The organism is Bradyrhizobium sp. OK095 (assembly GCF_900109945.1).
Classification (GTDB): Bacteria; Pseudomonadota; Alphaproteobacteria; order Rhizobiales; family Xanthobacteraceae; genus Bradyrhizobium.
Genome location: NZ_FOBX01000009.1, coordinates 149,598 through 176,512, shown reverse-complemented (window position 1 = coordinate 176,512; position 26,915 = coordinate 149,598). Strand labels below are relative to the sequence as shown.

The window sequence follows — 26,915 nt, the reverse complement described above, 5'->3', positions numbered from 1 at the left end:
CGACCGATGAGCACGATCGATACCAGCCTGACGCTTCTGAAGAGCGCCGCCGGCCGCGTTTCGCGCGCCAATGGCTGGATGGGCAACGCGTTCAAGGGCTGGATGCCGACCGGCCTCTATGCCCGCGCACTGCTCATCATGATCGTGCCGATGGTGATCCTCCAGTCGGTCGTCGCCTTCGTGTTCATGGAGCGGCACTGGAACACGGTGACGCGCCGCCTGTCGGCCGCGGTGGTGCAGGACATCGCCGCGCTGATCGACGTCTACAAGGGCTATCCACAGGACAAGGATCGCGACCAGATCCGCCGCATCGCGCAGCAGCGGCTCGGCCTCGTCGTCGATTTCCTGCCCGCCGGCGATATGCCGCCACCGGGACCAAAACCGTTCTTCTCGTTGCTCGACCAGACGCTGTCGGTACAGCTCGGCCGCCAGATCGGCCGCTCGTTCTGGATCGACACGGTCGGCCGCTCCAACCTCGTCGAGATCCGCATCCAGCTCGACGACGCCGTGATGCGCGTGTTCGCGCAACGCAGCGCCGCCTATGCCTCGAATTCGGAGATCTTCCTGTTCTGGATGGTCGGCACGTCCTCGATCCTGCTGATCGTCGCAGTGCTGTTCCTGCGCAACCAGATCAAGCCGATCCTGCGGCTAGCGGACGCCGCGGAAAGTTTCGGCAAGGGCCGCGAGGCACCGAACTTCAGGCCGCGCGGCGCGCGCGAGGTGCGGCGCGCCTCGATAGCCTTCCTCGAAATGAAGTCGCGCATCGAGCGCACGATGGAGCAGCGCACCGCGATGCTCGCCGGCGTCAGCCACGATTTGCGCACCATCCTGACCCGCTTCAAGCTCGAGCTGGCGCTGATCGGCGACAACCCCGAGATGGAGGGTATGCGCAAGGACGTCGACGAGATGTCGATGATGCTGGAGGACTACCTTGCCTTCGCCCGCGGCGATTCCGGCGAGCAGTCGCAGCCGACCGACATGTCGCAGGCGCTCGAGGAGCTGCGCAGCGACGCCGAGCGCCACGGCCATACCGCGACCGTGGCATTCCATGGCCTGCCCGTGGTCACCGTGAAGCCGGCCTCGTTCAAGCGCTGCCTCGCCAACCTCGTCACCAACGCGGCGCGCTACGGCAAGACCATCGCCATCACCGGTCATCGCGATCACCGTTATTTGACCGTCACGATCGACGACGACGGCCCCGGCATTCCCGCTCATTTGCGCGAAGAGGTGTTCAAGCCCTTCCTGCGGCTGGACAACGCCCGCAACCAGGACGAAGGCGGCACCGGCCTTGGCCTTGCCATCGCCCGCGACATCGCCCGCTCACACGGCGGCGACATCACCCTCGGCGACAGCCCGATGGGGGGATTAAAGGCGAGCGTGCGGATACCGGTGTAGCCTGGCACTTCACCTCTCCCCGCTTGCGGGGAGAGGTCGGATCGCTCTTGCGATCCGGGTGAGGGGGTACAGGTCCGTCAGCGATCTCATGCGCGGAGAGAGGCCCCTCACCCCAACCCTCTCCCCGTAAGAACGGGGCGAGGGAGCGCACCTTTTTTCGGGCTACGGACTCGCTCTCAGCTACTTCGGCAACAACGCCTTCAGCTTGTCCATGTCGCGCACGTTCATCTTGAAGCCGCCGGGCATCACGATGTCGCCGGGCTTCTGCTCCGGCTTGCAGGCGCCCAGCCACTTCGCTTCAAGGGTCATGGCGGTATCGCGGCCAGCCGCGCCGGCTGCGCCGCCTTGCGCGTGCGACGAGGTCTTCACCGTGTAGGCCGAGTTGAAATCGCCGGTGATCTCGGCGTGCGAGGTCGTGCTGATGCCGGCGATGTTGCATTCGGAATCGCTGATATAGCCGGTCGCGGTCTTCTTGACGTCCTGCTTGGCGCAGATCTGCTTGGCCATCGGGGAGACGTTGTTGCTCATCTCCTTGTCGACGGTCTCGTCGGTGCAGTGCTGCATGGTCATATCAGGCATCGCCGAGCCGCTCCTGACCATCTTCAATTCCCACAGGCCGGCCTTGCGTACCGGCAGATCGTCGGCGCAGGCCGCGCCTGCCGACAACACAAGGCAGAGGGCCGAGCCGAGCAAAGCGAGTTTGCGCGTCATGTGGGAAGCTCCCGGCTGAGAGATTGCGAGGTTACGAAAGTGCCTCAGTATAAAGTGCGGATCGGCTGATCGGCGGCGCCATAGGGCACCCAGCGGCAGGAGAACGAGATATAGCCGCCCTCATAGGCTTGCACCGCGAGGAATTTGGCGACCTTGCCGTAGCGCGCGCAGTGATCGACCGCGACCTGCCGTGCATCGGTCTGGGTCGCCATCGAATAGGCGATGATGCCGCCGGTGTCGTTGCCCTTGAACGGAGGCACCGGAAGGAGATCGGCGCGCGCCGGCTGGCTCGCCGTGATACCCGAGACAACCAGGCCGGCAAGAAGGCCCGCGGCCGCAATGATTCGCATTCCCGTTACTCCAATTGGTTGGGGCCAGTTTACGGTGCCGGGACGGAAGTGGAAAGAACTGAAGCCCTGCCGGCTGCGACGTTATGGTCAACTCCTGGCGAAGTGTTGCCGCGCTGCACTTGACCCCGCCCGGCCTTCGCGGCACCGTCCGACCCTCGCAGATCATGCTGTCTGGATTGCCCATGCGCGCCCTCTCCCTGAAATCGCTCCGCTTTGCTGCCGTGTTCGGCCTCATGTTCGGGGCGCTGTCGCTCAGTGAGGCCAGGGCCGCCAATCCGCTGGAGCTGAACTTCTGGCTGAGTGGGCCGCGCTATGACGGCGCCGTCGCCGATTGCGACAAGGCGCTGCCGACGATCGCGACCCAGTTCTGGGAGAAGGAAAGCTCGTTCTGGAATTCCTCGTTGAAGATCACCGGCTTCGCCGCCGTTCACGAGGTCGCGTTCCGGCCCTGGCAGTCCGACAACATTCCGCGCCGCTTTTGCACCGGCGAGGCCATGCTCACTGACGGCAAGATGCGCAAGGTGCATTTCTCGATCGTCGAGGACGGCGGCTTCGCGGGCTACGGCCAGGGCGTCGAATGGTGCGTGGTCGGCCTCGACCGCAACTGGGCCTACAATCCGGCCTGCCGCGCCGCCAAACCCTGATTCGAAAAGCCCTGATTCGGGCTGATCAAGCGGCCGACAGCCTGCCGCCCGAAATTTGTTCTTGAAATGTTCTTGTTGCCTGCTAGGCTTATTACACAGTCTAGTTGAGGGGCGTTGCCATGTTTCATTTTAGATTGCATTCGTTTTCCCGCCTGATGATCTCGCTGACGCTTGCCCTGCTCCTTGCCGTCGGGCTCGTCGCGCTGGCGGGCGGTGCGAAAGCCCAGGACCGGCGGCAGAACGCCCCCGGCGAATTCGATTTCTATGTCCTGTCGCTGTCGTGGTCGCCCTCGTTCTGCGAAGAGGCGGCCGAGCGCGGCGGCCGCTCCCAGACCCAATGCAGCGGCCGGCCCTACGCTTTCGTGGTGCACGGGCTGTGGCCGCAATATGAGAACGGTTTTCCGGAATATTGCCAGCGGCCATCGCCGCGGCTGAATCGCAGCATCGTCTCCTCGATGCTCGATTTGATGCCGGCGCCGGGCCTGATCTTCAACGAATGGGACAAGCACGGCACCTGCTCCGGGCTGACCGACCGCAATTATTTCGAGACGATCCGGAAAGCCCGCGCCGCGATCAAGATTCCGGCCGAGTATCTCGACCTGTCACAGGCCAAGACCGTGGCGCCTGCAGACGTCGAGGAGGCCTTCATCAAGGCCAATCCGGGCCTGAGCAATGCCGCCGTCTCGGTCACTTGCAACCGGACGCGACTTTCCGAGGTCCGCATCTGCCTGAGCAAGGATTTGCAATTCCGCGCCTGCGAGGAAATCGACCGCCGCGCCTGCCGCCGCGACCAGCTGACGATGCCGCCGATCAGGGGTGGGTAACCACAGCTCTCGTGCCTCTTTGCTCAGGCCGTCACGTGGCGTAGTGCTCTTCCCATGAATTACCGCCACGCCTTCCATGCCGGCAACTTCGCTGATGTCATCAAGCACATCGTGCTGGCGCGCATCATCACCTATCTCCAGGACAAGCCGGGGGCGTTCCGAATCATCGACACTCATGCCGGCGCCGGGCTCTACGATCTCGAAAGCGACGAGGCGCAGCGCAGCGGCGAGTGGCTGACCGGCATTGCACGGCTGATGCAGGCGCGCTTCTCGAACGAGACCGTAGCGCTGACAAAACCCTATCTCGACATCGTCCGCGCCTTCAATCCGAAGGGCGAGCTTAGGGCTTATCCGGGCTCGCCGCTGATCGCGCGCGGCCTGATGCGGCCGCAGGACCGCCTCGTCGCCTGCGAGATCGAGCCGAAGGCGCGGAAAGCGCTGATCGGCTTGCTGCGCCACGACGAACAGGCCCGCGTGGTCGATCTCGACGGCTGGATGGCGCTGCCGGCCTTCGTGCCGCCGAAGGAGCGGCGCGGCCTCGTGCTGATCGACCCACCGTTCGAGGCAAAGGACGAGTTCGAACGGTTGGGCGAGGCTTTCTCGGCCGCCTTCGCCAAATGGCCGACCGGTATCTATGTAATCTGGTATCCCGCCAAAAGTCGCCGCGCCACCGACACGCTGGTGCAAACAGTGGCGCGTCTCGCAGCCGCAGCAAAGCCGGCGGGGAATTGCTTGCGTCTCGAATTCAGTGCCGCGCCGCAAGTCGATGGCGCAGCCCTCACCTCGGCCGGGCTGTTGATCGTCAATCCGCCCTACACGTTGCAGGGCGAGCTGAAGACCATCTTGCCCGAACTGGAAATCCCGCTCGGACAAGGCGGCGCTGCCAGATTCCGATTAGAGGTGCCCAAGCCTTAATACCAAGCCGTAACACTCCGGCATTCTTGGGAAAAATATGCAGTAGCGGTAGTCAATCTGCAACGAACCGTATTATGCTGCTTCCGTGACTGGCTTTACGTTCCGCTTCCGCGAATGGTTGCGGCGGAGTGAAGGCCTAAGAAAGATCCAATCGGGCCGATAAGGCCCGCCCAAGGATGGCCAGCTCTCCCGGGCTTCGTAAGGCCCGGTCATGTCGCGACGTGAGTCTGCGTCGCGACGGAGGAGCAATGAGGGGGAGTTTCCCGATGGCCATGACGGGAACGGTTAAGTTTTTCAACGGCGAACGCGGCTACGGCTTCATCAAACCGGATGACGGTGGTCGCGATGTTTTCGTTCACATTACTGCTGTGGAGCGGGCCGGACTAAAGGACCTTGCCGAAGGACAGCGCATTACATTCGAGGTCGAACCGGACAAGAAGGGGAAGGGGCCGAAGGCTGTGGATCTCGTGATCCTTTCCTAGCGGGCCTCACGCAAAACACCTGGCGCAAAAAAATCCCGGCCGCAAGCGGCCGGGAAGTCGTAGTCCGGTATTTTCTTCTTCAGCTATCAGAAGTGATAGTTCACGCCTGCGCGCACAACGCTGGCGCTATAGCCGTTTGACACGCCTGTAATTGCGAACTGGCTCGTCGACAGATCGATGTAGAGATATTCGAGCTTGGCGCTCCAGTTCTGCGCAAAGCCCACTTCCGCGCCGGCACCGATGGTCCAGCCAGCGCTGGTGTGCGACTCCGTCCAGCCGAAGGTCTGCGAGCGCAGCTCGCCGAAGGCGAGACCGGCAGTGCCATAGACCAACACGTTGCCGACGCTGTAACCCGCGCGGCCGCGCAGGGTGCCGAACCAGGGATTTGAAAATTTCCACGGCGCGAATGTATCGTCGGCGCCAGCGGCCTGGATATCGCCCTCGACGCCGAACACCCATGGGCCGTTCTGGAAATTGTAGCCGGCCTGCACGCCACCGACGAAGCCGGACGGCTTTGCCGGATTGCTGCTGACCGAACCCCACTCATAGCCGAGATTGGCGCCGAGATACGGGCCCGCCCAGCTATAGGCGTTGAGCGGCTGATTGACGGTATAGGGCGCGCGCTGCCCGTAATTCATATCCGCGGCGCCTGCCGAAGCTGTCCAGCCGGCAGCAACCAACGCGGCTGCGCACACAACGAACCTCTTCATCGGTACTCTCCAACGCAACTGCCGTAACCGGGGTGCGATGCCCGCGCCGCCGCGCGAGGCAAAACCGCATGGTTACGGAACCACCACTTTTTCGCGTAAGATTTATCGAGAGTTTTAAGTTAAAGGCCTGTTAAGACCCGTTACCGCGCTGTTAACAGGCTTAAGCAAGCGTTACCGGGAACTGCGCCGCCATCCTGTGCGTGCCGCATCGCCGGAACTTCAAATCGGCACCCCCAGCGCCTAAATTCGCACCATGGTTCACGATTCCACCGACGACCCGGACGACCGCGCGCACAAGGCGCCGCGAACTGCTGCGACCGACGCCCCACCCGAGGGGCTGGCGGCGCCGGACGTCGATCCCGCGGCGGCAGGCGGTGACGACGAGGACGATGCGCTGCTGCCTGACATCCTGGAAGAGAGCGGTGCGATCGGCGAGGAGCCGCTCGCAACCGGCCACGAGGCGATCGAGCGCGCGGTCCGGCTCGCCCCGACCTCGCCCGGCGTCTATCGCATGCTCAGTGCGAACGCCGACGTGCTCTATGTCGGCAAAGCCAAGAACGTCAAAAAGCGGCTGTCCAATTATGCGCGCCAGAGTGCGCCGCAGCCGGCGCGCATCCTGCGCATGATCGCGGCCACGGTGACCGTGGAGATCATCTCGACCAACACCGAGACCGAAGCGCTGCTGCTGGAAGCCAACCTCATCAAGCAGCTGCGGCCGCGCTTCAACGTGCAGCTGCGCGACGACAAATCGTTTCCCTATATCCTGATCACCGGCGACCATTGGGCGCCGCAGATCCTCAAGCACCGTGGCGCGCAGTCGCGGCCCGGGCGCTATTTTGGCCCGTTCGCCTCGGCCGGCGCCGTCAACCGCACCATCACGGCGTTGCAGCGCGCGTTCCTGATCCGCTCCTGCACGGATTCCTTCTTCGAGAGCCGCTCGCGGCCCTGCCTGCTCTACCAGATCCGCCGTTGCGCCGGTCCCTGCACCCGCGAGATCGACTTCCCCGGCTATACGACGCTGGTGCGCGAGGCGAGCGACTTCCTCTCCGGCAAGAGCCAGGCGGTGAAGCAGGAGCTTGCCGGCGAGATGGAGAAGGCGGCGGGCGAGCTCGAATTCGAGACCGCCGCGCTCTACCGCGACCGCCTTGCCGCGCTGTCGGCGATCCAGTCGCAGCAGGGCATCAATCCGCGCACGGTGGAAGAGGCCGACGTGTTCGCGATCCACCAGGAAGGCGGCTTTTCCTGCGTCGAAGTTTTCTTCTTCCGCACTGGCCAGAACTGGGGCAACCGCGCCTATTTCCCGCGCGCGGAGAAGACCTATACGCCGGAGGAAGTGCTAGGATCCTTCCTCGCCCAGTTCTACGACGACAAGCCACCGCCGAAGAACATCCTGCTCTCGCACGAGATCGAGGAGAGCGAACTGCTTGCCAACGCGCTGTCGATCAAGGCCGGCCACAAGATTGAGGTGGCTACGCCCAAGCGCGGCGAGAAGAAGGAGCTCGTCGCCCACGCGCTGACCAATGCGCGCGAGGCGCTCGGCCGCAAGCTCGCCGATACCGCAACGCAAAGCCGCCTGCTCGACGCCATGGCCACGACGCTGAGCCTGCCGCATTCGCCCAAGCGCATCGAAGTCTACGACAACAGCCACATCCAGGGCACCAACGCGGTCGGCGCCATGATCGTCGCCGGCCCTGATGGTTTCGTCAAAAATCAGTACCGCAAGTTCAACATCAAGTCGGAGGGGCTCACGCCCGGCGACGACTACGGCATGATGCGCGAGGTGCTGGAGCGCCGCTTCAAGCGCCTGATCAATCCGCCCGAGGACGCGGCTGGCAAGGCCAAGGACGACGATTTCCCGCAATGGCCCGACCTCGTCATCATCGACGGCGGCCGCGGTCAGCTCAACGCCGTCCGGGAGATCTTTACCAATCTCGGCCTGACCCAGGTGTCGCTGATGTCGGTCGCCAAGGGGCCGGACCGGGATGCCGGCCGGGAGACCCTGTTCATGCCGGAGCGCGAGGCCATCAAGCTTGAGCCGCGCGACCCCGTGCTCTATTTCCTCCAGCGCTTGCGCGACGAGGCCCACCGCTTCGTCATCGGCTCACACCGCAAGCTGCGCAAGAAGGACATCCGCGAGGCCGGTTTGCAGGAGATTCCGGGCATCGGCCCGTCACGCAAACGTGCCTTGCTGCATCATTTCGGAACCTTGAAGGAGATCGAACGGGCCTCGATGGCCGATCTCGGCAAGGTTCCGGGTGTGAGCGCCGAGAGCGCCCGCAGGATTTTCGAATATTTCCATCCCCAGCCGGGGTGAACTTAGGGGACCGTAGTCATATGGTCGTCGCATCCCGCACCCCATTTGGGAGCGGACGGTTGACCTTCAGGCTTGAGCGGTATTGGTAGGACGGATGAACATCGCCACGACACGAGGGACGACCAGCCGCGCGATGTCCCTCCCGAATCTCCTGACCTATGGCCGGATCGCCGCGATCCCGGTCGTGATCGGGTGCATCTATGCACAATCGATTCTGGATCAGCCGCTGTGGTTGCGCTGGGTCGCGGTCGCCATCTTCATCGCGGCGGCAGTGACCGATTACCTCGACGGCTATTACGCGCGAATCTGGAATCAGCAATCGGCGTTCGGCCGGATGCTTGATCCGATCGCCGACAAGCTGCTGGTCGCCTCCTGCCTGCTGATGCTGGCCGCCGACGGCATCATCCATGGCTGGTCGCTGTGGGCCGCCATCGTGATCCTGTGCCGCGAGATCCTGGTCTCGGGCCTGCGCGAATATCTCGCCGCGCTGCGGGTGAGCGTTCCCGTGACCAAGCTCGCCAAGTGGAAGACCACCGTCCAGCTCATCGCCATCGGCTTCCTGCTCGCTGGACCTGCCGGCGACGAGGTGCTGCCCATGGTCTCGATGATCGGACTGGCGCTGCTGTGGGCCTCGGCGATCCTGACCATGTACACCGGCTACGACTATTTCCGCGCCGGCATCCATCACCTCATCAAGGAGGATGAGGGATGAAGGTGAAGTATTTCGCCTGGGTGCGCGAGCGCGTCGGCAAGGCGGAAGAAACCATCGAGCCGCCCGCAACCGTCCGCACCGTGGAGGAGCTGATCGCCTGGCTGTCCGGCCGCAGCGAGGCCTATGCCTACGCCTTCGAGAAGCCGAAGGTCATCCGCACTGCGATCGACCACACACACGTCAAGTCCGACGCCGCCATCGCCGGCGCCCGCGAGATCGCGTTCTTCCCGCCGATGACCGGCGGCTAGGCCATGATCTCCCCTGTCACTGCCTGCTCTGTCACCATCCGCATCCAGCAAGACGATTTCGATATCGCGCGCGAGATCGCGATGCTGACCAAAAGCCGCACCGACATCGGCGCCGTCGTCAGCTTCTCCGGCATCTGCCGCGCGGACGACGACAGCGCGAAGGTTTCTGCGCTCACGCTCGAACATTATCCCGGCATGGCGGAAGACGAGATCAAGCGCCATGCTGACGAAGCCACATCGCGCTGGCCGCTCAACGGCGTCACCATCATCCACCGCGTCGGCCGGTTCATGCCCGGCCAGAACATCGTGCTGGTGCTGACGGCGTCACAGCACCGCCAGGGCGCGTTCCAGGCAGCTGAGTTCCTGATGGATTACCTCAAGACCAGCGCGCCGTTCTGGAAGAAGGAAGAGAGCGCCACCGGCACCGGCTGGGTCGAGGCCCACACCCGTGACGACGAAGCCGCCGCACGCTGGACGAAATCCTGATGGTGAGAGTTTCGAAAAAGACCGTGCGCAGCCGCGCTGCACCAAAGTTCGCCAAAGTCGGCCCCAGCGAGCTTCTCACGCTGCTCGATTTCGTCCGCTATGCGGTGAGCCGCTTTGTCGAGGCCAAGCTCGCCTTTGCCCATGGCACGACCGATCCGGTTTCGGAAGCCGCCTTCCTGATCGGCGAGGCGCTGCATCTCAATCCCGACCAGTTCGAGGGTTTTGCCCATGCCCGCGTCGCAGCCGCGGAAGGCAAGACCATCCTCGACCTGATCCATCAGCGCGTCACCACGCGCAAACCGGCCGCCTATCTCGTCAACAAGATCTACATGCGCGGCCTGCCGTTCTATGTCGACGAGCGCGTCATCGTTCCGCGCTCCTTCATCGGCGAGTTGCTGGAGTCGCATTTCGGCGCCGATAGCGAGGCAGGCTCGCTGATCGACGACCCCACGGCCGTCGAACGCGTGCTCGATCTCTGCACCGGCTCAGGGTGTCTCGCCGTCCTTGCCGCGTACCATTTCCCGAATGCCGCGGTCGACGCCGTCGACATCTCCAAGGGCGCACTCGAAGTCGCCACACGAAATGTCAGCGAACATGGGCTTGATGACCGGATCAGCCTGTATCGCGGCGATCTGTTCGCCCCGCTCGGCGGCAACAAATACGATTTGATCATCACCAACCCGCCCTATGTCGATGCCGAAGGCATGGCCGCGCTGCCGCCGGAATGCCGGGCCGAGCCAAAACTCGCCTTCGACGGCGGCCCGGACGGTCTCGACGTCGTGCGCCGCATCCTGCGCGAGGCGCCCGATTACCTGACGCCGGATGGCGGGCTGATCTGCGAGATCGGCCGCGGCCGCGACCTGGTCGACGAGGCGTTTCCGGAGCTGCCGTTGCTCTGGCTGGACACCGAAGACTCCGAGGGCGAGGTGTTCTGGATTTCGGCCGCGGATCTCGGCTGATCCATCACGACAGCTGCGCTCCGCGCGGAACAAGTCAAATCCCGTCACGTTCATCCCCCGACGAATGTCTTGGAGGATGTCCGCATGCTCGCACCATCGGGCGAATTGCTGCGCGCCGGCATGGCGCTGAAACTCAACCATCTCAAGCGCGCCACGCAATCTTATCTGCGTGACCGCACCAGCCACGCGACCGGCAAGGTAACGTCTTACGCAGTCGCCGGCGGACTGTTCGCGGTGGCGGCCCTGTTCGTTGTCGCGGCTTTTTTCGTCGGCCTGATCGCCCTGTACCGCTGGATCGCGATCACATACGGACAATTCGGGGGTTTTGGTGCCGTTACGGTCGTGCTGTTGGCGATGGCCGCGGCCTGCGCCGGCGTCGCCATGGCCCAGATGAATCGTCGGACCCGACCGATCTTGCCGCTCGCCAGCCGCCTGCGGGTGGCGATCGCCACCCCACGGATCCCGCGTGGGACGGTCAAGCAGGCGGTCAAGGAGGTGGCGACAGCGATTCCTCTGGCACCGCTTGCGGCGGGCGAACGCAGCCAAGAACGCAGCCATGGCGGCAAGGCCTCGTCGGCTCGCCCGAACCGCCCCGTGCAACTTGGTGTGATGCTCGCAGCCGTCGGGCTACTCGGCTTCACCGCCGCGCGACGCAGGCGCCACGGACACGGATTGGACGCCTGACATGCGCGCGCGGCGGACCGAGCAGCTCGACTCGTGGCTGCTGGTTGCCGCCACGGCCGTCTTGGTGCTGACCGCAGAACGCTATTTTCAGGAATCCGGACTCGTCCGCTCCGGGCCACCGCACGACTATCGCAATGGTGAAGCAAATTCACCGGAAACGAGCCCAGTGGGCGCGGCTCTGCAGCCTGGCCACGGCCGCCGCGCCAAAAGTCCGTTCGCGATCCCTTGGGCCGGCTGGAAGGACATTCTCTGGCGCACCTATCAACGTATCGACGAGGATCGCCTGCTCGCAACCGCCGGCGGCGTCGTGTTCTTCGGGCTGCTCGCGATCTTTCCCGCTGTGACCGCACTGGTCTCGTCCTACGGATTGTTCGCCGATCCTTCGACCGTCAGCGACAATCTGCAGACGCTTGCGTTGATGCTGCCGACGGGCACGTTCCAGATCGTCGAGGATCAGGTCGCGCGCGTGGTCTCGAAAGGCAATACCGCACTCGGCGCCACGTTCACGTTCGGCCTCGTGCTCGCGATCTGGAGCGCCAATGCCGGCGTCAAATCGATCTTCGACGCCCTCAACGTCGCCTATGAGGCGCGCGAGAAGCGCAGTTTTATCAAGCTAAACCTGATGTCCCTGACCTTCACGGTCGGTAGCATCGCCGCGCTGCTGCTGATGGTCGGCGCCGTGGTCGCCTTTCCGCTGGCGCTCGATCATCTCGGCATTGCCCCCGAGAGCAAGCTGATCGTCGCGCTTGTGCGATGGCCGCTGCTGCTCGTCATTTTGCTGGGCGCGCTCGCAATCCTTTATCGCTTTGCACCCAGCCGCGACGCGCCGCGCTGGCAATGGTTGAGCATCGGTGCCGTCGCGGCCGCGCTGCTCTGGCTCGTCGGCTCGGCACTGCTGTCCTGGTATCTCTCGGCCTTCGCTAATTACAGCGCGACTTACGGCTCGCTCGGCGCGGCGATCGGCTTGATGACGTGGATGTGGATGTCGGCCATCGTGATCATGTTCGGCGCCGAGCTGAATTCCGAGATCGAGCGGCAGGCCACGATTGCTCCCTGACGGCGGTCGCCAGGCCGGAGTTCCTCCGGCCTGACCGCACTCCGCATCAGCGCTTGGTGATCACCGCTTCCAGATATTCGCTGTGCACGACAATCGTGCCGTCATCGGCATGGTTGAACTCGCCGAGCAGCGCCAGGAGATCGCGCTTCAGCGCGTCCTGACCACGCTCGTCCAGCGCGGCAAACGCCTTCAACGTGGGCCCGTAAAAGGTCTTGAAGATCTCGAGCCAATGCTCCGGCGAGCGATAGCGGAACACGAACATGCGCGGCTCGGCGGCGATCTCGGAAGCCTTGCTGACGAACATCTCCTCGAGCCGGGCCTGCGTGCCCCACAGCGCCGGCGACTTCACGCCGGCCGGCGGCGGCAAATGCTTGCCGATGGTCTTGAAGAGCTGGCCAATAAAACCTTGCGGCGTCCAGTTGGCGAGGCCGATCTTGCCGCCGGATTTGCAGACCCGCGCGAGCTCGGAGGCCGCCTTGTCCTGGTCCGGCGTGAACATGACGCCGAAAGTCGAGACAACGACGTCGTAGCTCGCGTCGGCAAACGGCAGCGCTTCGGCATCAGCCTCGCGGAATTCGACCTTCAGATGGTCCGCCGCCGCACGCTCCTGTCCGCGCTTGAGCAGCTCCGGCACATAGTCGGTGGATGTGACGTCACACCAGCGCCGTGCCGCGGCCAGCGTCGCATTACCGTTGCCGGCGGCAACGTCCAGCACCTTGCTGCCGGCGCGTATGTCGAGTGCCTCACAGAGCTGCTCGCCGACGATCTGCAAGGTGGTGCCGACCACGGCATAGTCGCCGGACGACCAGGCGCCGTGCTGGCGCTGCTTGACGGCGGCGAGATCGGGTGCGGCCGGCTTGAGTACGGCGGATGTCGACATGAGCAATCTCCTGCGGTTGAAAACGCCGGGACGATAGGGCGCGTGCGGTCCGCTGGCCTTGAGAGCGGCGTTATTTTACGCTGAGAGCGCCTTGATTTCCCAGCGGGAGCCGAGGAGGACGAGTGACGTTTCGGTTTGAGGATTTTTTGCTCGACCCCGAGCGCCGCGAATTGCGGCGTGCGGACGCGCTGATCGCGCTCGAGCCCCAGGTGTTCGATCTCCTCATCTACCTCGTTCGTAACCGCGAGCGCGTGGTGACGCGAGACAATCTGCTCGACGCGATCTGGAACGGCCGCGTCGTCTCGGAATCGACGCTGACCAGCCGGATCAACGCCGCGCGACGCGCGGTTGGCGACAATGGCGAGGAGCAGCGCTTGATCCGCACCATCGCACGCAAGGGCGTGCGGTTTGTGGGTGAGGTCACAGAGCTTTCTTCGGCGGCCACGCAAGCTGCACCAGCCGGACCGTCCAACGCCGCATCGGCGGGATTGCCGCTGCCGGATCGTCCGGCGATCGCGGTCCTGCCCTTCACCAACATGAGCGGCGAGGCCGAGCAGGATTATTTCTCCGACGGCATCAGCGAGGACATCATCACCGCGCTATCGAAGCTGCGCTGGTTTTTCGTCATCGCGCGCAACTCTTCCTTCATCTACAAGGGCCGCGCGGTCCATTTGCGGCAGGTCGCGGAAGAACTCGGTGTGCGCTATGTCGTCGAGGGCAGCGTCCGCAAGGACGGCGACCGGGTCCGCATCAATGCGCAGCTCAACGACGTCGCCACCGGCAGCCATCTCTGGGCCGAACGCTACGACCGCGAACTGGCCGACGTCTTCGCCGTGCAGGACGAGATCACCGAGGCGATTGTCGCCGCGATCGAGCCGCAGCTCTACGCGGCGGAGAACTTTCGCGCCCGGCGCAAGCCGCCCGACAGCATGGATGCCTGGGATCTCGTGATGCGCGCGCTCTCCCATTACTGGCGTGTGACGCGGCAGGATCATGTCGTGGCGCAGGCCCTGCTCGAAAAAGCCATCGCGCTCGACCCGAACTATGGCAAGGCGCTCGGCCTGCTCGGCACCAGCTACATGTTTACGGCGCATATGGGCTGGATGGAGATGGCGAGCGCAATAACCCTCGCCGAGCGCGCGGCCAGGGCCGCGATCCGCGCCGACGACGAGGATGCCTGGGCCCATAATGCGCTCGGCCATGTCGACCTGTTCGCGCGGCGGTTCGAGGACTCGCTGGCCGAGTTCGAGACCGCACTGCGGCTCAATCCGAACTTTGCGCTGGCGCAGGGCTATTATGGCCTGACGCTCGGTTATTGCGGCCGCTGGCAGGATGCCGACGAGGCTGCGCGGCGGGCGATCCGCCTCAGCCCACGCGACCCCTATGCTCCGGTCTATTTCGGCATCGCCGCCTTTGCCCGCTACCTCGGCGGCGATTACGAGGAAGCCATCCGGCTCGCCCAGGAGTCCTTGCGCCAGCGTAGCGACTTCGTCGGCGGGCACCGGGTGCTGGCCGCCGCCGCCGGCATGGCCGGACACATGGAGATCGCCCGCGCGGCCGTTGGGGAACTCCGCCGCGCCCAACCGAATGTCTCGCTCGCCTGGATCGCCGAGTTCATGCCGATGAAGCTCGCCTCCGACAGCGAGCACTACCTCGAGGGCTTTCGCCGGGCTGGACTGACATGAGCAGCAAAGAGGCTGCTATCCCCTCGAATCAACAATGATGTTAGGGTCATGCCGGCTGGGGAAGCATGAGGCGCGACGGGGTCACGCAGCGGCCCGTGTTTTCCCGGGTGAGGCAGTCAGCTCTTGAGGCGTAACGCGCGGCATGATTCGCATTTCGACGATCTTCATCGCCATCTGCATGGTTCTGGTCGCGGCCTCGCTCGGGCTTGTGCTCTACGCGGTCGCCGGCATCAGCGGAACCGAATCCGCGATCGTGGCGCTGACGGCGCTGACCTTCTTGATCCTCTACAACGCGGTGTCGATGCGGCTACGCGATCGCAGTGACGTCGGCGGCCAGATCGCCGACCTCTCGCGCGGCACCGCCGACCTCGCCCGCCAGGTTGCCGAGTTCGGCCGCCGGTTAGCTGCGATCGAGGGACGCGTCGCCTCGTCCAATTCGACCAACTCCGACCGCGTTCAATCGGTGATCGGCGAGATCAACGAGCTCGGCGGGCTGGTCAGGCAGCTCGCCACCACCGTATCGACCCATGAGGATCTGCTGGCCGGCGCCGCGCCGGCGCCGACCCCCGCTCCGGTTGCCAGAATAGAGCCGGAGGCGCCGCTCGACCTGGTTGCAACCTTCGAGGAGCGAGTGGCTGCCCCTCCCCCGCTTCCCGCACCGCCGCCACGGCCGGCCGCACCGGTGATCCAGACCCAGGCCGCCAATCCCGTTCAGGTCGCCAATGGGCGCAACCAGCCCCAGATGGTGGCGACGCTGCGCAACGCCATCGACGAGAACCGCATCGACATCTTCCTCCAGCCGATGGTGACGCTGCCGCAGCGCAAGGTACGGTTTTACGAGGCGGTGACGCGCCTGCGCGACGAGCGCGATCAATTGATCGCCGCCGAGGAATTCATCAGCATTGCGGAGGCCTCCGGGCTGATCGGGCGCATCGACAACATGGTGATGCTGCGCTGTGTGCAGGTGCTGCGGCGCCTGATGGTGCGCAACAAGGATGTCGGCGTGTTCTGCAACGTCGCGGCCTCCACGCTCGGCAATTCCACCAGCTTCGCGCAGTGCCTCGACTTCCTCGAGGCCAACCGGGCGCTGGCGCCGTCGCTGGTGCTGGAGTTCAAGCAGTCGACCTTCCGCAATCTCGGTCCGGCCGAGACCGAGAACCTCGCAGCGCTGGCCCAGCGCGGCTTCCGCTTTTCGATGGACCACGTCACGGATCTGCGCATCGAGCCGCGCGAGCTCGCCGATCGCGGCGTACGCTTCATCAAGGTGCCGGCCTCGCTCCTGCTCGACCCCCGGCAGGCCTCGACCTCCGACATCCATCCCTCAGACCTCTCCGACCTGCTCGGCCGCTTCGGCATCGACCTGATCGCCGAACGGATCGAAGGCGAGCGTGCAGTGGTCGACTTGCTCGACTATGACGTGCGGTTCGGCCAGGGGTTCCTGTTCGCGCCGCCCCGGCCATTGCGGCCAGAAGGGGCATCTGCTACCGGCGGGGCCTCGCCGAACCAGGCGCAGGATATTCAGGGATCCAATGGCTCCGCTCCCCCCAGCCAAGGCACGACATCTGGCGCGACGTCAGCCGTGCCTTCGGCACAACGCGTCAGCACCGGCAACGCCGCGCTCGCACGCCGCATCTGATCGGCCGCACGCATCATGACCACGCTGCATTTCGCCGAAAGCCTGCGCGAACTCGTAGGCGGCGTCGATGTCGTGCTCAGCGACATCTGGGGCGTGGTTCACAACGGCCTGGAATCCTTCCCCGAAGCCTGCGAGGCGCTGCACACCTATCGCAGCCGCGGCGGTACGGTGATCCTGATCACCAATGCGCCACGCCCGGCCGACTCCGTACAGCGCCAATTGCGCAAGCTCGGCGTCGCGGATGAGACCTATGACGCGATCGTCTCGTCGGGTGATTTGACGCGGCTCTATGTCGCCGAGCATCCCGGAAGCAAGATGTTCTGGCTCGGCCCCGAGCGCGACAACTCGATCTATCGCGGCCTCGACGCTGTGACCGCGCCGCTCGAAGAGGCCGACTACATCGTCTGCACCGGCCTCTATGACGACGAGACCGAGACGGCGGAAGACTATCGCGGCATGATGCTGAAGGCGCGCGAGCGCAAGCTGACGCTGGTCTGCGCCAACCCCGACATCGTGGTCGAGCGTGGCGACCGGCTGATCTATTGCGCCGGCGCGATCGCGGAGCTGTATCGCGAGCTCGGCGGCGAGGTGATCTTCTACGGCAAGCCGCACCGGCCGATCTACGAGCGCGCCATGCGGCTGGCCGGCGAACGCCAGGGCCATACGATCGACCGGAAGAAGGTGCTGGCGATCGGCGATTCCGTCCGCACTGACTTAACCGGCGCGCGCGAATTCGGCATCGACTGCCTGTTCGTCACCCGCGGCATCCATGCCGAGGAGTTCGAGGGCCTCGACCAGCTCGATCCGAAATCGGTGACGGAATTGTTCGGCCATCCGCCGAAGGCGCTGATGCGCGAATTGAAGTGGTGATGGCCGAGCTCGCGCAGGTGCTGCGGGCTTAGACCAATTGTTGAGAGCTAGATGCCGTCATGGCCGGACTTAGCCGACCGAAGGACGGCGTCGCTTCCGCTCGCCTGCGCTCCGGCCATCCACGTTTTGCTTCGCAGATCCACAAACGTGGATGCCCGGGACAAGCCCGGGCGCGACGTTCCAAATGGAAGATTGTTGATCCGGCGAAGAGCGCGCTTACGCGCTCGCCATGTCCGGGAAGACCGCCTCGATCTTGGTCTTCAAAGTCGCCGCATTGAACGGCTTGACGATGTAGTTGTTCACGCCGGCCTTCTTGGCCGCGATCACGTTCTCGGTCTTCGATTCCGCCGTGATCATGATGAAAGGCGTGGTGGCGAGGTTCGGATCCGCCCGCACTTCGCGCAGCAGATCGTAGCCCGTCATCGGCTCCATGTTCCAGTCGGAAATCACGAGCCCGTATTTCTTGCCGCGCATCTTGTTCAGCGCAGCCGAACCGTCGCTGGCATCATCGATATTCTCGAAACCAAGCTGCTTCAGGAGGTTCCTGATGATACGGATCATGGTGCTGTAGTCGTCAACCACCAGGACCGACATCGACAAATCAACCGCCATCTCGACTCCCCCAACGCAAACCCAGGAAATATTACGATCGGACCTGCCTGGCTCCAGCCCCGCAGTTCCACGTTTCAAGGATTAGCACCAAGGCGTTAAACAGCGCGTTAATCGCGGGCGCCTCCGAAGGACTGAAATCAAGTTCAATGTGGCCGCCCCCCCTGCCGCTTGACTTCGTCCGGCCGGTCAAGCCACGGTCCGAGAGGTCCTGCCGCTTCGAGAATTCCCCTGATGGCCCCGCATTTTACCGTTATCCGCGACTCCACGCCGGATTCCGCGATTTTGAGGGGCTCCGTGGTCGCCATGGGCAATTTCGACGGCGTTCATCTTGGCCATCGCGCGGTGATCGCAGCCGCCCTGGAAATGGGCCGCACGCATGGCCGCCCTGCGCTGGCGTTGACCTTCGAGCCGCATCCGCGGCGTTTTTTCAGCCCGAACACCCCGCAATTTCGCCTGACGGACGAGCCGGCCAAGCTGCGGCTCCTGGCCGGCACCGGGCTCGCCGGCGCCGTGGTCATGACCTTCGACAAATCCCGCGCCGGGACCAGCGCGCAAGACTTCATTCACCATGACCTGATCGGACGCCTCGGCGTCAGCGGAATTGCGGTCGGCTACGACTTCCATTTCGGCAAAGGTCGCGTCGGTTCGCCCGGCCTGCTGGTGAATGAGGCCCCCCGGCTCGGCATCGAGGTCGACGTGCAGCCGCATGTCGATATCGACGAGCGGCCGGTCTCCTCCAGCGCCATCCGGATCGCACTCGCCGAAGGGCAGCTCGACGAGGCCACCACCATGCTGAGTGCGCCCTGGTTCATCACCGGTGAGGTCATCCACGGCGAGAAGCGCGGCCGCGACCTCGGCTACCCCACCGCCAACATCCGCCTCGATGCCAATTGCGGCCTCAAGCACGGCATCTACGCCGTGCGGGTCGGCCGCGGGACCGAGCGGCTGGACGGGGTGGCAAGCTTCGGCCGCCGTCCGACCTTTGATAATGGCGCGCCGCTGCTGGAAATCTTCCTGTTCGACTTCAAGGGCGACCTCTACGGGCAAGCGCTCGACTGCGCCTTTATCGGCTTCATCCGCGAGGAGCTGAAATTCGACAGCCTGGAGCCTCTGATCCGCCAGATGGACGACGATTCCGCCCGCGCCCGCGCCATGCTGGCCGCCGCCCCGGACGCGTTTCCGAGGCTTGGCGTGATCGATTGAGGCCGAAAGCCGGCCCGCCCGACCTTTGCGCTTCCCTTAGCCCCCTGCTATGGAGAGCCCATGCTTGCGCGGCGCATCATAGGGATTAGCGGCCCGGCTTCCGCCTGAGCCTTCGGCTCGGCGCAAGACCGGGATTTGGTCGTTTCACCCCGCGATTCCGCATCGCCATTCGTTCCCGCGCCATTCCGAGCCAGTCAGCCCCATGTCCGAAAAGCCGCAAAAGTCCGACACCAACGACTATTCGAAGACTCTTTATCTGCCGCAGACGGATTTCCCGATGCGCGCCGGCCTGCCGCAGCGCGAGCCGGAGATCCTGAAATACTGGAACGACATCGGCCTCTACGACAGACTGCGTCAGGAAGCCGAGGGCCGCGCCAAATTCGTGCTGCATGACGGCCCGCCCTACGCCAACGGCAACATCCATATCGGGCACGCGCTGAACAAGATCCTCAAGGACGTCGTGACCAAGAGCCAGCAGATGCTCGGCTTCGACTCCAATTACGTACCCGGCTGGGACTGTCACGGCCTGCCGATCGAATGGAAGATCGAGGAGGAGAACTACCGCAAGAAGGGCAAGCAAAAGCCCGACTTCCGCGACTCCGCCGCGATGGTGGCGTTCCGAAAAGAATGCCGCGCCTATGCGACGCACTGGATCAACGTGCAGCGCGAGGAGTTCAAGCGGCTCGGCATCATCGGCGACTGGGACCATCCCTATCAGACCATGAGCTATCCGGCCGAAGCGCAGATCGCCCGCGAGCTGATGAAATTCGCGGCCAACGGTACGCTGTATCGTGGGTCCAAGCCGGTGATGTGGAGCGTGGTCGAGAAGACCGCGCTGGCCGAGGCCGAGGTCGAATACGAGGATTACACTTCCGACATGGTCTGGGTGAAATTCCCGGTCACCTCGCCCGCGCACGGCGCGCTAGCCAGCGCCTCGGTCGTGATCTGGACCACCACGCCCTGGACGCTGCCCGGCAACCGCGCGATCTCTTTCTCGCCGAAGATCGCCTATGGCCTTTATAAGGTGACGGATGCGCCTGCCGACAATTGGGCCAAGACCGGCGATCTCCTGATCCTGGCCGATGCGCTGGCCGCGGAAGTGTTCAAGCAGGCGCGCGTCACGACCTATGAGAAGGTGCGCGACATTCCGGGCGACACCCTGGACGCCGTGGAATGCGCCCATCCCTTGCGCGGGTTCGGCGGCGACTACGAGTTCATCGTGCCGCTGCTCGCCGGCGATCACGTCACCGATGATACCGGTACCGGCTTCGTGCACACCGCGCCGAGCCACGGCCGCGAAGACTTCGACGTCTGGATGGCCAACACCCGCGAGCTCGATGAACGCGGCATCTCGACCGCGATCCCCTACACCGTCGACGAGAACGGCGCCTATACCGCACAGGCTCCCGGCTTCACCGGCAAGCGCGTGCTCAACGACAAGGGCGAGAAGGGCGATGCCAACGAGGCCGTGATCAAAGCGCTGATCGACGCCGGCAAGCTGCTCGCGCGCGGCCGCCTCAAGCACCAATATCCGCATTCCTGGCGCTCGAAGAAGCCGGTGATCTTCCGCAACACGCCGCAATGGTTTATTGCGATGGACAAGGACATCAGCGACGACGGCCATGCGAAGAAGGGCGACACGCTGCGCGCCCGCGCGCTGCACGCGATCTCGGTGACGCAATGGGTGCCGCCGTCGGGCGAGAACCGCATCAACGGCATGATCACCAACCGCCCGGACTGGGTGATCTCGCGCCAGCGCGCCTGGGGCGTGCCGATCGCCGTGTTCGTGCGCGAGAAGAGCGACGGCTCGGCCGAGATCCTGCAGGACGAGATCGTCAATCAGCGCATCAGCGAAGCCTTCATGGAGGAAGGCGCCGACGCCTGGTACATGGACGGCGCCCGCGAGCGCTTCCTTAGGGAACGCGCGAGCGAGGACTGGAAGAAGGTCGACGATATCTGCGACGTCTGGTTCGATTCCGGCTCGACCCACGCCTTCGTGCTGGAAGACCGCCAGAACTTCCCGCAGCTCGGCAACATCGTCCGTAAGATCGACGGTGGCCAGGACACGGTGATGTACCTCGAAGGCAGCGACCAGCATCGCGGCTGGTTTCATTCCTCCCTGCTGGAAAGCGCCGGCACCCGCGGTCGCGCGCCCTATGACATCGTGCTCACCCACGGCTTCACGCTCGACGAGAACGGCCGCAAGATGTCGAAGTCGATCGGCAACACCGTCGAGCCGCAGAAGGTGATCAAGGATTCCGGCGCGGACATCCTGCGCCTGTGGGTCTGCGCCACCGACTATGCCGACGATCAGCGCATCGGCCCGGAGATCCTGAAAAACACCATCGAGACCTACCGCAAGCTGCGCAACACCGTGCGCTGGATGCTTGGGACGCTGCATCACTTCAAGCCGGCCGATGCGGTCGCGCCTGCCGAGATGCCCGAACTCGAGCGGCTGTTGCTGCACGAACTTGCGGTGCGCGCCGACGTGATCCGCAAGGCCTATCAGGAGTTCGACTACAAGACCGTGGTCGCGACCCTCTCCGCCTTCCTGAACAGCGAGCTCTCCGCGTTCTATTTCGACATCCGCAAGGATACGCTTTATTGCGATCCGCCGTCCTCGCTGACACGCAAGGCGGCCTTGACGACCATCGACCTCTTGTGCGCCTCGGTCCTGAAATGGCTGGCGCCGATCCTGAGCTTCACCGCGGAGGAATCCTGGCGGATGTACAGGCCAGACGCCGAACCCTCGGTGCACCTGACGCTGTTCCCGGAGAACCTCGAAAAGCTTCGCGACGACAAGCTTGCCGCGAAATGGGAGACGATCCGCAACGTCCGCCGCGTCGTCACCGGCGCGCTGGAACTCGAACGCGCCGCCAAGAACATCGGCTCGTCGCTGGAGGCCTCGCCGGTGATCTATGTCGCCGACCGCGACATGCTGGCGACGCTGTTCGACACTGATCTCGCCGAGGTCTGCATCACCTCGAACTACGAGGTGCGCGAAAGCGAGGCCCCGGCCGGTGCATTCCGTCTCGATGCGGTGCCCGGCGTTGCCGTCGTGGTCGAGAAGGCGGTCGGCACCAAATGCGCCCGCTCCTGGAAGATCTCGCCGACCGTCGGCGAAGACGCTGAATACCCCGACGTCACCCCGCGCGATGCTCAGGCGCTGCGCGAGTGGAAGGCGTTGGGCGTGGGCGTCTGATCGGACGGCCATGACCCCGCTCCGCGCCGGCATCCTCACGGCTGTGGTCACGCTCGTGGCCGACCAGGCCTCGAAGCTCTGGCTGCTGAACGGGTTCGACCTGGCACGCAAGGGCGTGGTGCAGGTGATGCCGTTCTTCGACCTGGTGCTGGCCTGGAACATCGGCATCAGCTTCGGCTGGCTCCAGAACGACAGCCAGTCGGCCCAAATCGCGCTGATGGCGGTCAAGGCCATCGCCGTGGTCGCCCTGGCGATCTGGATGGCCCGCTCCCACACCTGGCTTGCCACGATCGCGCTCGGGTTGATCATCGGCGGCGCGATCGGCAACGGCATCGACCGCTTCGCCTATGGCGCCGTGGTCGATTTCGCCCTGTTCCACATCGAGATCGCCGGAAATAGCTATAATTGGTACGTGTTTAACCTCGCAGACGTGGCCATCGTTGCTGGCGTGGCGGCCCTATTGTATGATTCCTTCCTGGGGGTACCCGCCGCAAAAGCGCCCTGATCCCGGCCGATATGGGCGGTGAGGTGGAACCTTGCTTTTTTGCGAGGACTGGCCGCGTGCGAGCGGCGATCTGTCACATTATGGAACAGGTACAGTGATGCGCAGCTCCGAGACCAGCGGTTCGATGGTTCGAGACCCCAAATCCGGGTTCTGGCGGGCGTTGAAATTGTCCGCTGTCGCGCTCGGCATCGGTCTCGTCATGTCGACCGGTGCGGCCCGCGCCGGTGACGACGATGAAGAAGATGACGGAATGACCTTCGAAGAGAAGATCATCGACAATCTGATGTCCGGCATCGGCGCCAAGAGCATGGAAAAGCCCGGCATCGAATACCGTGAGCGCTCGCCGCTGGTTGTGCCGCCCAAGCTCGATTTGCCGCCTCCCGCGACCCAGGCCAAGGCCGCTCCGAACTGGCCCAAGGACCCCGAGGAAAAGCGCCGCAAGGAAGCCATCGCCGCACGGAAGAAGGCCACCAAGGCGACCGAGAACTGGCAGGCGGCCCAGCCGCTGACCCCTGCCGAGATGAAGGCCGGCCAGGTCGCCGCGCCCGAGCGCACGAGCAACGATCCCATTCAGCCGGGCACCAACGGTAACCCGTCGATGAGCCCCGCCGAACTGGGTTTTACTGGCGGCCTGTGGAATATGATGAGGGGCGTGGGCGGCAAAGCCGAGAACAAGCAGTTCACCACCGAGCCCCCGCGCCAGTCGCTGGTCGAGCCTCCGCCCGGATACCAGACACCGTCCTCCAGCTACGCCTATGGCGCCGGCACGGACAATACGAAAAAGACCTATTTCGACATCATGTCCGGCAAGGACAAGGAACAATAGCGCCCCTCGTCCGCAGCAATCCGGACAGACGCGAACTCGGCGCCGGCGGCTGATGCACGCCGGACGCGGTCCATAAATTGCTTATCAGTAACTTGCCTAAGCGTTGAGTTCTCTGCTTCGTGACGCGAAGCCTCAGCCGCACGGTGTAGCATGCCGTGCCTCCGAGCCGGACATCCGGACCTCGGCCTTTCACCAGGGATCATGATGTCTGCAAACCGATCGGTTGCCTGCCTTCTTGCCGCGCTGCTTTCGACCAGTGTCCTGACGGCCGGCGCCGCCCTCGCCCAGACCACGGTGACATCGGACCCGCCCGCCAGCTTCACGCTCGCCAACGGCCTCCAGGTCGTGGTGATCCCGGATCATCGCACCCCCGTGGTCACTGAGATGATCTGGTACAAGGTCGGCTCGGCCGACGAGACGCCGGGCAAGTCCGGGCTTGCGCACTTCCTCGAACATTTGATGTTCAAGGGCACGTCGAAGCATCCGGTCGGCGAATTCTCCCAGACCGTGCTCCGCGTCGGAGGCAACGAGAACGCCTCGACCTCGGTCGACTACACCAACTACTACCAGCGTGTGCCGAAAGAGCAGCTGCCGACCATGATGGAATTCGAGGCCGACCGCATGACCGGCCTCATCCTCAAGGACGAGAACGTGCTGCCCGAGCGCGACGTCGTGCTCGAAGAGTACAACATGCGCGTCGCCAACAGCCCTGACGCGCGCCTGAACGAACAGGTCATGGCCGCGCTCTATCTCAATCATCCCTATGGCCGCCCGGTGATCGGCTGGCACCAGGAGATCGAGAAGCTCAACCGCGAGGACGCGCTCGCCTTCTACCGTCGCTTCTACGCGCCGAACAACGCGATCCTGGTGATCGCCGGCGACGTCGAGGCCGCCGACGTGCGCCCGCTGGTGGAGCGCAATTTCGGCCCGATCCCGGCCCAGCCCGCAATCCCGGCACAGCGCGTTCGCCCGCAGGAGCCTGAGCCGGCGGCGCCGCGCACCGTCACGCTGTCCGACCCACGCGTCGAGCAGCCCAGCGTGCGCCGCTATTATCTCGTGCCCTCCGCGACGACGGCTGCGGCCGGTGAAAGCGCGGCCCTCGACGTGCTCGCGCAGCTGATGGGCAGCGGCAGCAATTCCTATCTCTACCGCGCCCTCGTCGTCGACAAGCCGCTCGCGGTCTCCGCCAGCGCCAGCTATTCCAGCATCTCGCTCGACCCGACCCAGTTCGCGGTCGCGGCCTCGCCGAAGCCCGGCGTCAGCTTTGCCGACGTCGAGCAGGTGATTGACGGCGTCATCGCCGATGTCGCGCAGAATCCGATCCGCGCCGAGGACCTCGAGCGGGTCAAGACCCAGCTCATTGCGGAGGCGATTTACGCCCAGGACAATCAGGCCGTGCTGGCGCGCTGGTATGGCGGCGCGCTGACGACGGGCCTGTCGATCGAAGACATCAGGAGTTGGCCTGACCGCATTCGCGCGGTCACCGCCGACCAAGTTCGCACCGTTGCGCAGAAATGGCTCGAGAAGAAGCGCTCGGTGACGGGCTATCTGATCAAGGACACCAGTACCGCCAAGCGCGAGGAGAAGCGTTCGTGACCTATCCCTTGTTTCGACGCGCTGCCTTCTCCCTTGCCACCGGCGCGGCGCTTGCGCTCGCGACCGTCTCGCCGTCGCTAGCCGCGGCAAAGATCCAGCGCCTGATCTCGCCCGGCGGCATCGAGGCCTGGTTCGTGCAAGACGCGACCGTGCCGCTGATCGCCATGGAATATTCCTTTGCCGGCGGCTCGGCCCAGGACCCCAAGGACAAGTCGGGCGTCGCCAATCTGGTCGGCGACCTCCTCGACGAAGGTTCTGGCGATCTCGACTCCAAGACCTTCCACGAGCGGCTCGACCGCCGCGCCATCGAGCTCTCCTTCAGCGCCACCCGCGACACCTTCCGCGGCAGCCTGCGCATGCTCCGCGACAACAAGGACGAGGCCTTCGACCTGCTGCGGAGCGCGCTGACCTCGCCGCATTTCGAAACCGCCGATGTCGAGCGCATCCGCTCGCAGGTCATCTCGGGCCTGCGCCGCGAAAGCACCAACCCCTCGTCGCTGGCGAGCCGCAAATTCCTGGAGGTCACGTTCGGCGATCATCCTTACGGCCGGCAGACCAACGGCACGCTCGACAGCGTGCCGACCGTCACGGTCGCCGACATGAAGGATTATGTCGGCCGCGTGCTCGCCAAGGACACTTTGAAGGTCGCGGTCGTCGGCGACGTCGATCCGGCGACCCTTGGCAAGCTGCTCGACCATACTTTTGGCAGCCTGCCCGCCAAGGCCAATCTGACACCGGTCGCCGACGTCGAGGCCGCCAAGCCGCCGCAGCGCGCCTTCGTGCCGCTCGACGTGCCGCAGACGGTGATCACTTTCGGTGGCCCCGGCGTGAAGCGCAGCGACCCGAGCTTCATGGCGGCCTATGTCGTCAACCACATCCTCGGCGGCGGCGGATTGTCCTCGCGGCTCTATCGTGAAGTCCGCGAAAAGCGCGGGCTGGCCTATTCGGTGTATGAATCGCTGCTCTGGATGGAGCATTCGGCGATCTTCATCGGCAACACCGGCACCCGCGCCGACCGCGCCGGCGACACCATCGACGCCATCGACAAGGAAGTGCGCCGCATCGCCGATGAGGGCCCGACGCAGAAGGAGCTCGACGAGGCCAAGTCCTACCTCAAGGGCTCGCAGATGCTGGCGCTGGATACGTCCTCGAAGCTCGCGCAGGCGCTGCTGCAATACCAGCAGGACAAGCTGCCGATCGACTATATCGAGAAGCGCAACGCCATCGTCGATGCCGTCACCATGGACGACGCCAAGGCGGCCGCCAAGCGCCTCTGGGGCCAGGGCCTCCTGACCGTCGTCGTCGGCCGCGCCCCGCAGGCCGCCGCACAGCCGGTGGCAGTACCGGCGACGAAGTCGAACTGACGTCCCCCAACGCCTCCTGAAATGGCCGGGCTCGTCCCGGCCATT

At 64.5% G+C, this 26,915-nt stretch carries 26 protein-coding genes; 21 read left to right on the top strand and 5 right to left on the bottom strand.

The genetic code is table 11. The features are described 5' to 3' along the window. Window positions 1-6 precede the first annotated feature (6 nt). Window positions 7-1,395 (top strand): ATP-binding protein, encoded by a 1,389-nt coding sequence (locus tag BMW89_RS24045; RefSeq protein ID WP_092029502.1) that lies wholly within the window; start codon window positions 7-9, stop codon window positions 1,393-1,395. Window positions 1,396-1,575: 180 nt separating this feature from the next. Here the strand turns inward: BMW89_RS24045 and BMW89_RS24040 are convergent, their stop codons facing one another. Both BMW89_RS24040 and BMW89_RS24035 read right to left on the bottom strand, forming a co-directional pair. Continuing rightward, window positions 1,576-2,106, bottom strand: a complete 531-nt coding sequence (locus BMW89_RS24040) for a DUF3617 domain-containing protein (RefSeq protein ID WP_092029501.1) — start codon at window positions 2,104-2,106, stop codon at window positions 1,576-1,578. Between the two features lie 44 nt (window positions 2,107-2,150). Next, window positions 2,151-2,456 carry a hypothetical protein gene (locus BMW89_RS24035; RefSeq protein WP_092029500.1) on the bottom strand — a complete coding sequence of 102 codons (306 nt, stop codon included), beginning with the start codon at window positions 2,454-2,456 and terminating at the stop codon, window positions 2,151-2,153. A 182-nt stretch (window positions 2,457-2,638) separates the two neighbouring features. Between BMW89_RS24035 and BMW89_RS24030 the strand changes: the two genes are divergently transcribed. The 4 genes from BMW89_RS24030 (at window position 2,639) to BMW89_RS24015 (ending at window position 5,321) form a co-directional block, all read left to right on the top strand. Further along, window positions 2,639-3,100: a hypothetical protein gene (locus BMW89_RS24030; protein ID WP_092029499.1), complete on the top strand. Its 462-nt coding sequence runs from the start codon at window positions 2,639-2,641 to the stop codon at window positions 3,098-3,100. Window positions 3,101-3,219: 119 nt separating this feature from the next. Then, window positions 3,220-3,924, top strand: coding sequence for a ribonuclease T2 family protein (locus tag BMW89_RS24025; protein WP_092029498.1), 705 nt, complete (start codon window positions 3,220-3,222; stop codon window positions 3,922-3,924). Window positions 3,925-3,978: 54 nt separating this feature from the next. Then, the gene (locus BMW89_RS24020; protein WP_092029497.1) at window positions 3,979-4,839 is read left to right on the top strand and encodes a 23S rRNA (adenine(2030)-N(6))-methyltransferase RlmJ; all 861 of its coding nucleotides are present in this window, start codon (window positions 3,979-3,981) and stop codon (window positions 4,837-4,839) included. 266 nt (window positions 4,840-5,105) lie between these two features. Continuing rightward, a complete protein-coding gene (locus BMW89_RS24015) occupies window positions 5,106-5,321 on the top strand; it encodes a cold-shock protein (RefSeq protein WP_092029496.1) in 216 nt (71 codons plus the stop codon). Between the two features lie 86 nt (window positions 5,322-5,407). On the opposite strand, the gene BMW89_RS24010 is transcribed toward BMW89_RS24015, so the two are convergent. Then, window positions 5,408-6,031, bottom strand: a complete 624-nt coding sequence (locus tag BMW89_RS24010; protein ID WP_092029495.1) for an outer membrane protein — start codon at window positions 6,029-6,031, stop codon at window positions 5,408-5,410. A 253-nt stretch (window positions 6,032-6,284) separates the two neighbouring features. Here BMW89_RS24010 and uvrC point away from each other — a divergent pair, with 253 nt between their 5' ends. The 7 genes from uvrC to BMW89_RS23975 all read left to right on the top strand — a co-directional run bounded on the left by uvrC (window position 6,285) and on the right by BMW89_RS23975 (window position 12,491). Next, on the top strand, window positions 6,285-8,345 hold the full coding sequence (uvrC, locus tag BMW89_RS24005) for an excinuclease ABC subunit UvrC (RefSeq protein ID WP_092029494.1): 2,061 nt from the start codon (window positions 6,285-6,287) through the stop codon (window positions 8,343-8,345). A 94-nt stretch (window positions 8,346-8,439) separates the two neighbouring features. Continuing rightward, window positions 8,440-9,057: a CDP-diacylglycerol--glycerol-3-phosphate 3-phosphatidyltransferase gene (pgsA, locus tag BMW89_RS24000; protein ID WP_092029493.1), complete on the top strand. Its 618-nt coding sequence runs from the start codon at window positions 8,440-8,442 to the stop codon at window positions 9,055-9,057. Then, entirely contained in the window at window positions 9,054-9,305 is a 252-nt protein-coding gene (moaD, locus tag BMW89_RS23995; RefSeq protein ID WP_092029492.1) for a molybdopterin converting factor subunit 1, read from the top strand. Before pgsA ends, moaD begins: the two co-directional genes overlap by 4 nt. A gap of 3 nt (window positions 9,306-9,308) precedes the next feature. Then, window positions 9,309-9,791, top strand: coding sequence for a molybdenum cofactor biosynthesis protein MoaE (locus BMW89_RS23990; RefSeq protein WP_092029491.1), 483 nt, complete (start codon window positions 9,309-9,311; stop codon window positions 9,789-9,791). Continuing rightward, complete coding sequence (gene prmB / locus BMW89_RS23985) at window positions 9,791-10,750, top strand: 50S ribosomal protein L3 N(5)-glutamine methyltransferase (RefSeq protein ID WP_092029490.1); 960 nt, start codon at window positions 9,791-9,793, stop codon at window positions 10,748-10,750. Before BMW89_RS23990 ends, prmB begins: the two co-directional genes overlap by 1 nt. Window positions 10,751-10,834: 84 nt before the next feature. Beyond that, complete coding sequence (locus tag BMW89_RS23980) at window positions 10,835-11,434, top strand: hypothetical protein (RefSeq protein ID WP_092029764.1); 600 nt, start codon at window positions 10,835-10,837, stop codon at window positions 11,432-11,434. 1 nt (window position 11,435) lies between these two features. Next, on the top strand, window positions 11,436-12,491 hold the full coding sequence (locus BMW89_RS23975) for a YihY/virulence factor BrkB family protein (protein ID WP_092029489.1): 1,056 nt from the start codon (window positions 11,436-11,438) through the stop codon (window positions 12,489-12,491). A 46-nt stretch (window positions 12,492-12,537) separates the two neighbouring features. Here BMW89_RS23975 and BMW89_RS23970 read toward each other — a convergent pair whose 3' ends face one another. Further along, window positions 12,538-13,371: a class I SAM-dependent methyltransferase gene (locus tag BMW89_RS23970; protein ID WP_092029488.1), complete on the bottom strand. Its 834-nt coding sequence runs from the start codon at window positions 13,369-13,371 to the stop codon at window positions 12,538-12,540. Between the two features lie 122 nt (window positions 13,372-13,493). Here BMW89_RS23970 and BMW89_RS23965 point away from each other — a divergent pair, with 122 nt between their 5' ends. The 3 genes from BMW89_RS23965 (at window position 13,494) to BMW89_RS23955 (ending at window position 17,562) form a co-directional block, all read left to right on the top strand. Then, window positions 13,494-15,056 (top strand): winged helix-turn-helix domain-containing tetratricopeptide repeat protein, encoded by a 1,563-nt coding sequence (locus BMW89_RS23965; RefSeq protein WP_177196273.1) that lies wholly within the window; start codon window positions 13,494-13,496, stop codon window positions 15,054-15,056. Window positions 15,057-15,198: 142 nt separating this feature from the next. Then, window positions 15,199-16,692 carry an EAL domain-containing protein gene (locus BMW89_RS23960; protein WP_092029487.1) on the top strand — a complete coding sequence of 498 codons (1,494 nt, stop codon included), beginning with the start codon at window positions 15,199-15,201 and terminating at the stop codon, window positions 16,690-16,692. A gap of 15 nt (window positions 16,693-16,707) precedes the next feature. After that, the gene (locus BMW89_RS23955; RefSeq protein ID WP_092029486.1) at window positions 16,708-17,562 is read left to right on the top strand and encodes a TIGR01459 family HAD-type hydrolase; all 855 of its coding nucleotides are present in this window, start codon (window positions 16,708-16,710) and stop codon (window positions 17,560-17,562) included. Window positions 17,563-17,778: 216 nt separating this feature from the next. Here BMW89_RS23955 and BMW89_RS23950 read toward each other — a convergent pair whose 3' ends face one another. Continuing rightward, window positions 17,779-18,174 carry a response regulator gene (locus BMW89_RS23950; protein ID WP_007596883.1) on the bottom strand — a complete coding sequence of 132 codons (396 nt, stop codon included), beginning with the start codon at window positions 18,172-18,174 and terminating at the stop codon, window positions 17,779-17,781. Between the two features lie 231 nt (window positions 18,175-18,405). On the opposite strand from BMW89_RS23950, the gene BMW89_RS23945 reads away from it, so the two are divergent. The 6 genes from BMW89_RS23945 to BMW89_RS23920 all read left to right on the top strand — a co-directional run bounded on the left by BMW89_RS23945 (window position 18,406) and on the right by BMW89_RS23920 (window position 26,870). Next, window positions 18,406-19,377 (top strand): bifunctional riboflavin kinase/FAD synthetase, encoded by a 972-nt coding sequence (locus BMW89_RS23945; protein WP_092029485.1) that lies wholly within the window; start codon window positions 18,406-18,408, stop codon window positions 19,375-19,377. A gap of 202 nt (window positions 19,378-19,579) precedes the next feature. Then, on the top strand, window positions 19,580-22,579 hold the full coding sequence (gene ileS / locus BMW89_RS23940; protein WP_092029484.1) for an isoleucine--tRNA ligase: 3,000 nt from the start codon (window positions 19,580-19,582) through the stop codon (window positions 22,577-22,579). 10 nt (window positions 22,580-22,589) lie between these two features. Then, window positions 22,590-23,084 carry a signal peptidase II gene (lspA, locus tag BMW89_RS23935; protein ID WP_177196272.1) on the top strand — a complete coding sequence of 165 codons (495 nt, stop codon included), beginning with the start codon at window positions 22,590-22,592 and terminating at the stop codon, window positions 23,082-23,084. Window positions 23,085-23,181: 97 nt separating this feature from the next. Next, the gene (locus BMW89_RS23930; RefSeq protein WP_177196301.1) at window positions 23,182-23,910 is read left to right on the top strand and encodes a hypothetical protein; all 729 of its coding nucleotides are present in this window, start codon (window positions 23,182-23,184) and stop codon (window positions 23,908-23,910) included. A gap of 201 nt (window positions 23,911-24,111) precedes the next feature. Beyond that, entirely contained in the window at window positions 24,112-25,506 is a 1,395-nt protein-coding gene (locus tag BMW89_RS23925) for a M16 family metallopeptidase (protein ID WP_502686403.1), read from the top strand. Next, the gene (locus BMW89_RS23920) at window positions 25,503-26,870 is read left to right on the top strand and encodes a M16 family metallopeptidase (RefSeq protein ID WP_177196271.1); all 1,368 of its coding nucleotides are present in this window, start codon (window positions 25,503-25,505) and stop codon (window positions 26,868-26,870) included. The genes BMW89_RS23925 and BMW89_RS23920 overlap by 4 nt, the downstream gene beginning before the upstream one ends. The last annotated feature ends 45 nt before the right edge of the window (window positions 26,871-26,915 follow it).

What these genes read in the sequence shown, in the direction of transcription:
- BMW89_RS24010 (WP_092029495.1), bottom strand. Translation starts at nt 6,031, where the DNA reads ATGAAGAGGTTCGTTGTGTGCGCAGCCGCGTTGGTTGCTGCCGGCTGG.
- BMW89_RS23930 (WP_177196301.1), top strand. Translation starts at nt 23,182, where the DNA reads ATGCGCAGCTCCGAGACCAGCGGTTCGATGGTTCGAGACCCCAAATCC.
- ileS (WP_092029484.1), top strand. Translation starts at nt 19,580, where the DNA reads ATGTCCGAAAAGCCGCAAAAGTCCGACACCAACGACTATTCGAAGACT.
- BMW89_RS24015 (WP_092029496.1), top strand. Translation starts at nt 5,106, where the DNA reads ATGGCCATGACGGGAACGGTTAAGTTTTTCAACGGCGAACGCGGCTAC.
- moaD (WP_092029492.1), top strand. Translation starts at nt 9,054, where the DNA reads ATGAAGGTGAAGTATTTCGCCTGGGTGCGCGAGCGCGTCGGCAAGGCG.
- BMW89_RS24020 (WP_092029497.1), top strand. Translation starts at nt 3,979, where the DNA reads ATGAATTACCGCCACGCCTTCCATGCCGGCAACTTCGCTGATGTCATC.
- BMW89_RS24040 (WP_092029501.1), bottom strand. Translation starts at nt 2,106, where the DNA reads ATGACGCGCAAACTCGCTTTGCTCGGCTCGGCCCTCTGCCTTGTGTTG.
- lspA (WP_177196272.1), top strand. Translation starts at nt 22,590, where the DNA reads ATGACCCCGCTCCGCGCCGGCATCCTCACGGCTGTGGTCACGCTCGTG.
- BMW89_RS23950 (WP_007596883.1), bottom strand. Translation starts at nt 18,174, where the DNA reads ATGGCGGTTGATTTGTCGATGTCGGTCCTGGTGGTTGACGACTACAGC.
- BMW89_RS23990 (WP_092029491.1), top strand. Translation starts at nt 9,309, where the DNA reads ATGATCTCCCCTGTCACTGCCTGCTCTGTCACCATCCGCATCCAGCAA.
- BMW89_RS23980 (WP_092029764.1), top strand. Translation starts at nt 10,835, where the DNA reads ATGCTCGCACCATCGGGCGAATTGCTGCGCGCCGGCATGGCGCTGAAA.
- BMW89_RS23960 (WP_092029487.1), top strand. Translation starts at nt 15,199, where the DNA reads ATGATTCGCATTTCGACGATCTTCATCGCCATCTGCATGGTTCTGGTC.
- BMW89_RS24045 (WP_092029502.1), top strand. Translation starts at nt 7, where the DNA reads ATGAGCACGATCGATACCAGCCTGACGCTTCTGAAGAGCGCCGCCGGC.
- BMW89_RS23955 (WP_092029486.1), top strand. Translation starts at nt 16,708, where the DNA reads ATGACCACGCTGCATTTCGCCGAAAGCCTGCGCGAACTCGTAGGCGGC.
- BMW89_RS24030 (WP_092029499.1), top strand. Translation starts at nt 2,639, where the DNA reads ATGCGCGCCCTCTCCCTGAAATCGCTCCGCTTTGCTGCCGTGTTCGGC.
- BMW89_RS23970 (WP_092029488.1), bottom strand. Translation starts at nt 13,371, where the DNA reads ATGTCGACATCCGCCGTACTCAAGCCGGCCGCACCCGATCTCGCCGCC.
- BMW89_RS23925 (WP_502686403.1), top strand. Translation starts at nt 24,112, where the DNA reads ATGATGTCTGCAAACCGATCGGTTGCCTGCCTTCTTGCCGCGCTGCTT.
- uvrC (WP_092029494.1), top strand. Translation starts at nt 6,285, where the DNA reads ATGGTTCACGATTCCACCGACGACCCGGACGACCGCGCGCACAAGGCG.
- BMW89_RS23945 (WP_092029485.1), top strand. Translation starts at nt 18,406, where the DNA reads ATGGCCCCGCATTTTACCGTTATCCGCGACTCCACGCCGGATTCCGCG.
- BMW89_RS24035 (WP_092029500.1), bottom strand. Translation starts at nt 2,456, where the DNA reads ATGCGAATCATTGCGGCCGCGGGCCTTCTTGCCGGCCTGGTTGTCTCG.
- BMW89_RS23975 (WP_092029489.1), top strand. Translation starts at nt 11,436, where the DNA reads ATGCGCGCGCGGCGGACCGAGCAGCTCGACTCGTGGCTGCTGGTTGCC.
- prmB (WP_092029490.1), top strand. Translation starts at nt 9,791, where the DNA reads ATGGTGAGAGTTTCGAAAAAGACCGTGCGCAGCCGCGCTGCACCAAAG.
- pgsA (WP_092029493.1), top strand. Translation starts at nt 8,440, where the DNA reads ATGAACATCGCCACGACACGAGGGACGACCAGCCGCGCGATGTCCCTC.
- BMW89_RS24025 (WP_092029498.1), top strand. Translation starts at nt 3,220, where the DNA reads ATGTTTCATTTTAGATTGCATTCGTTTTCCCGCCTGATGATCTCGCTG.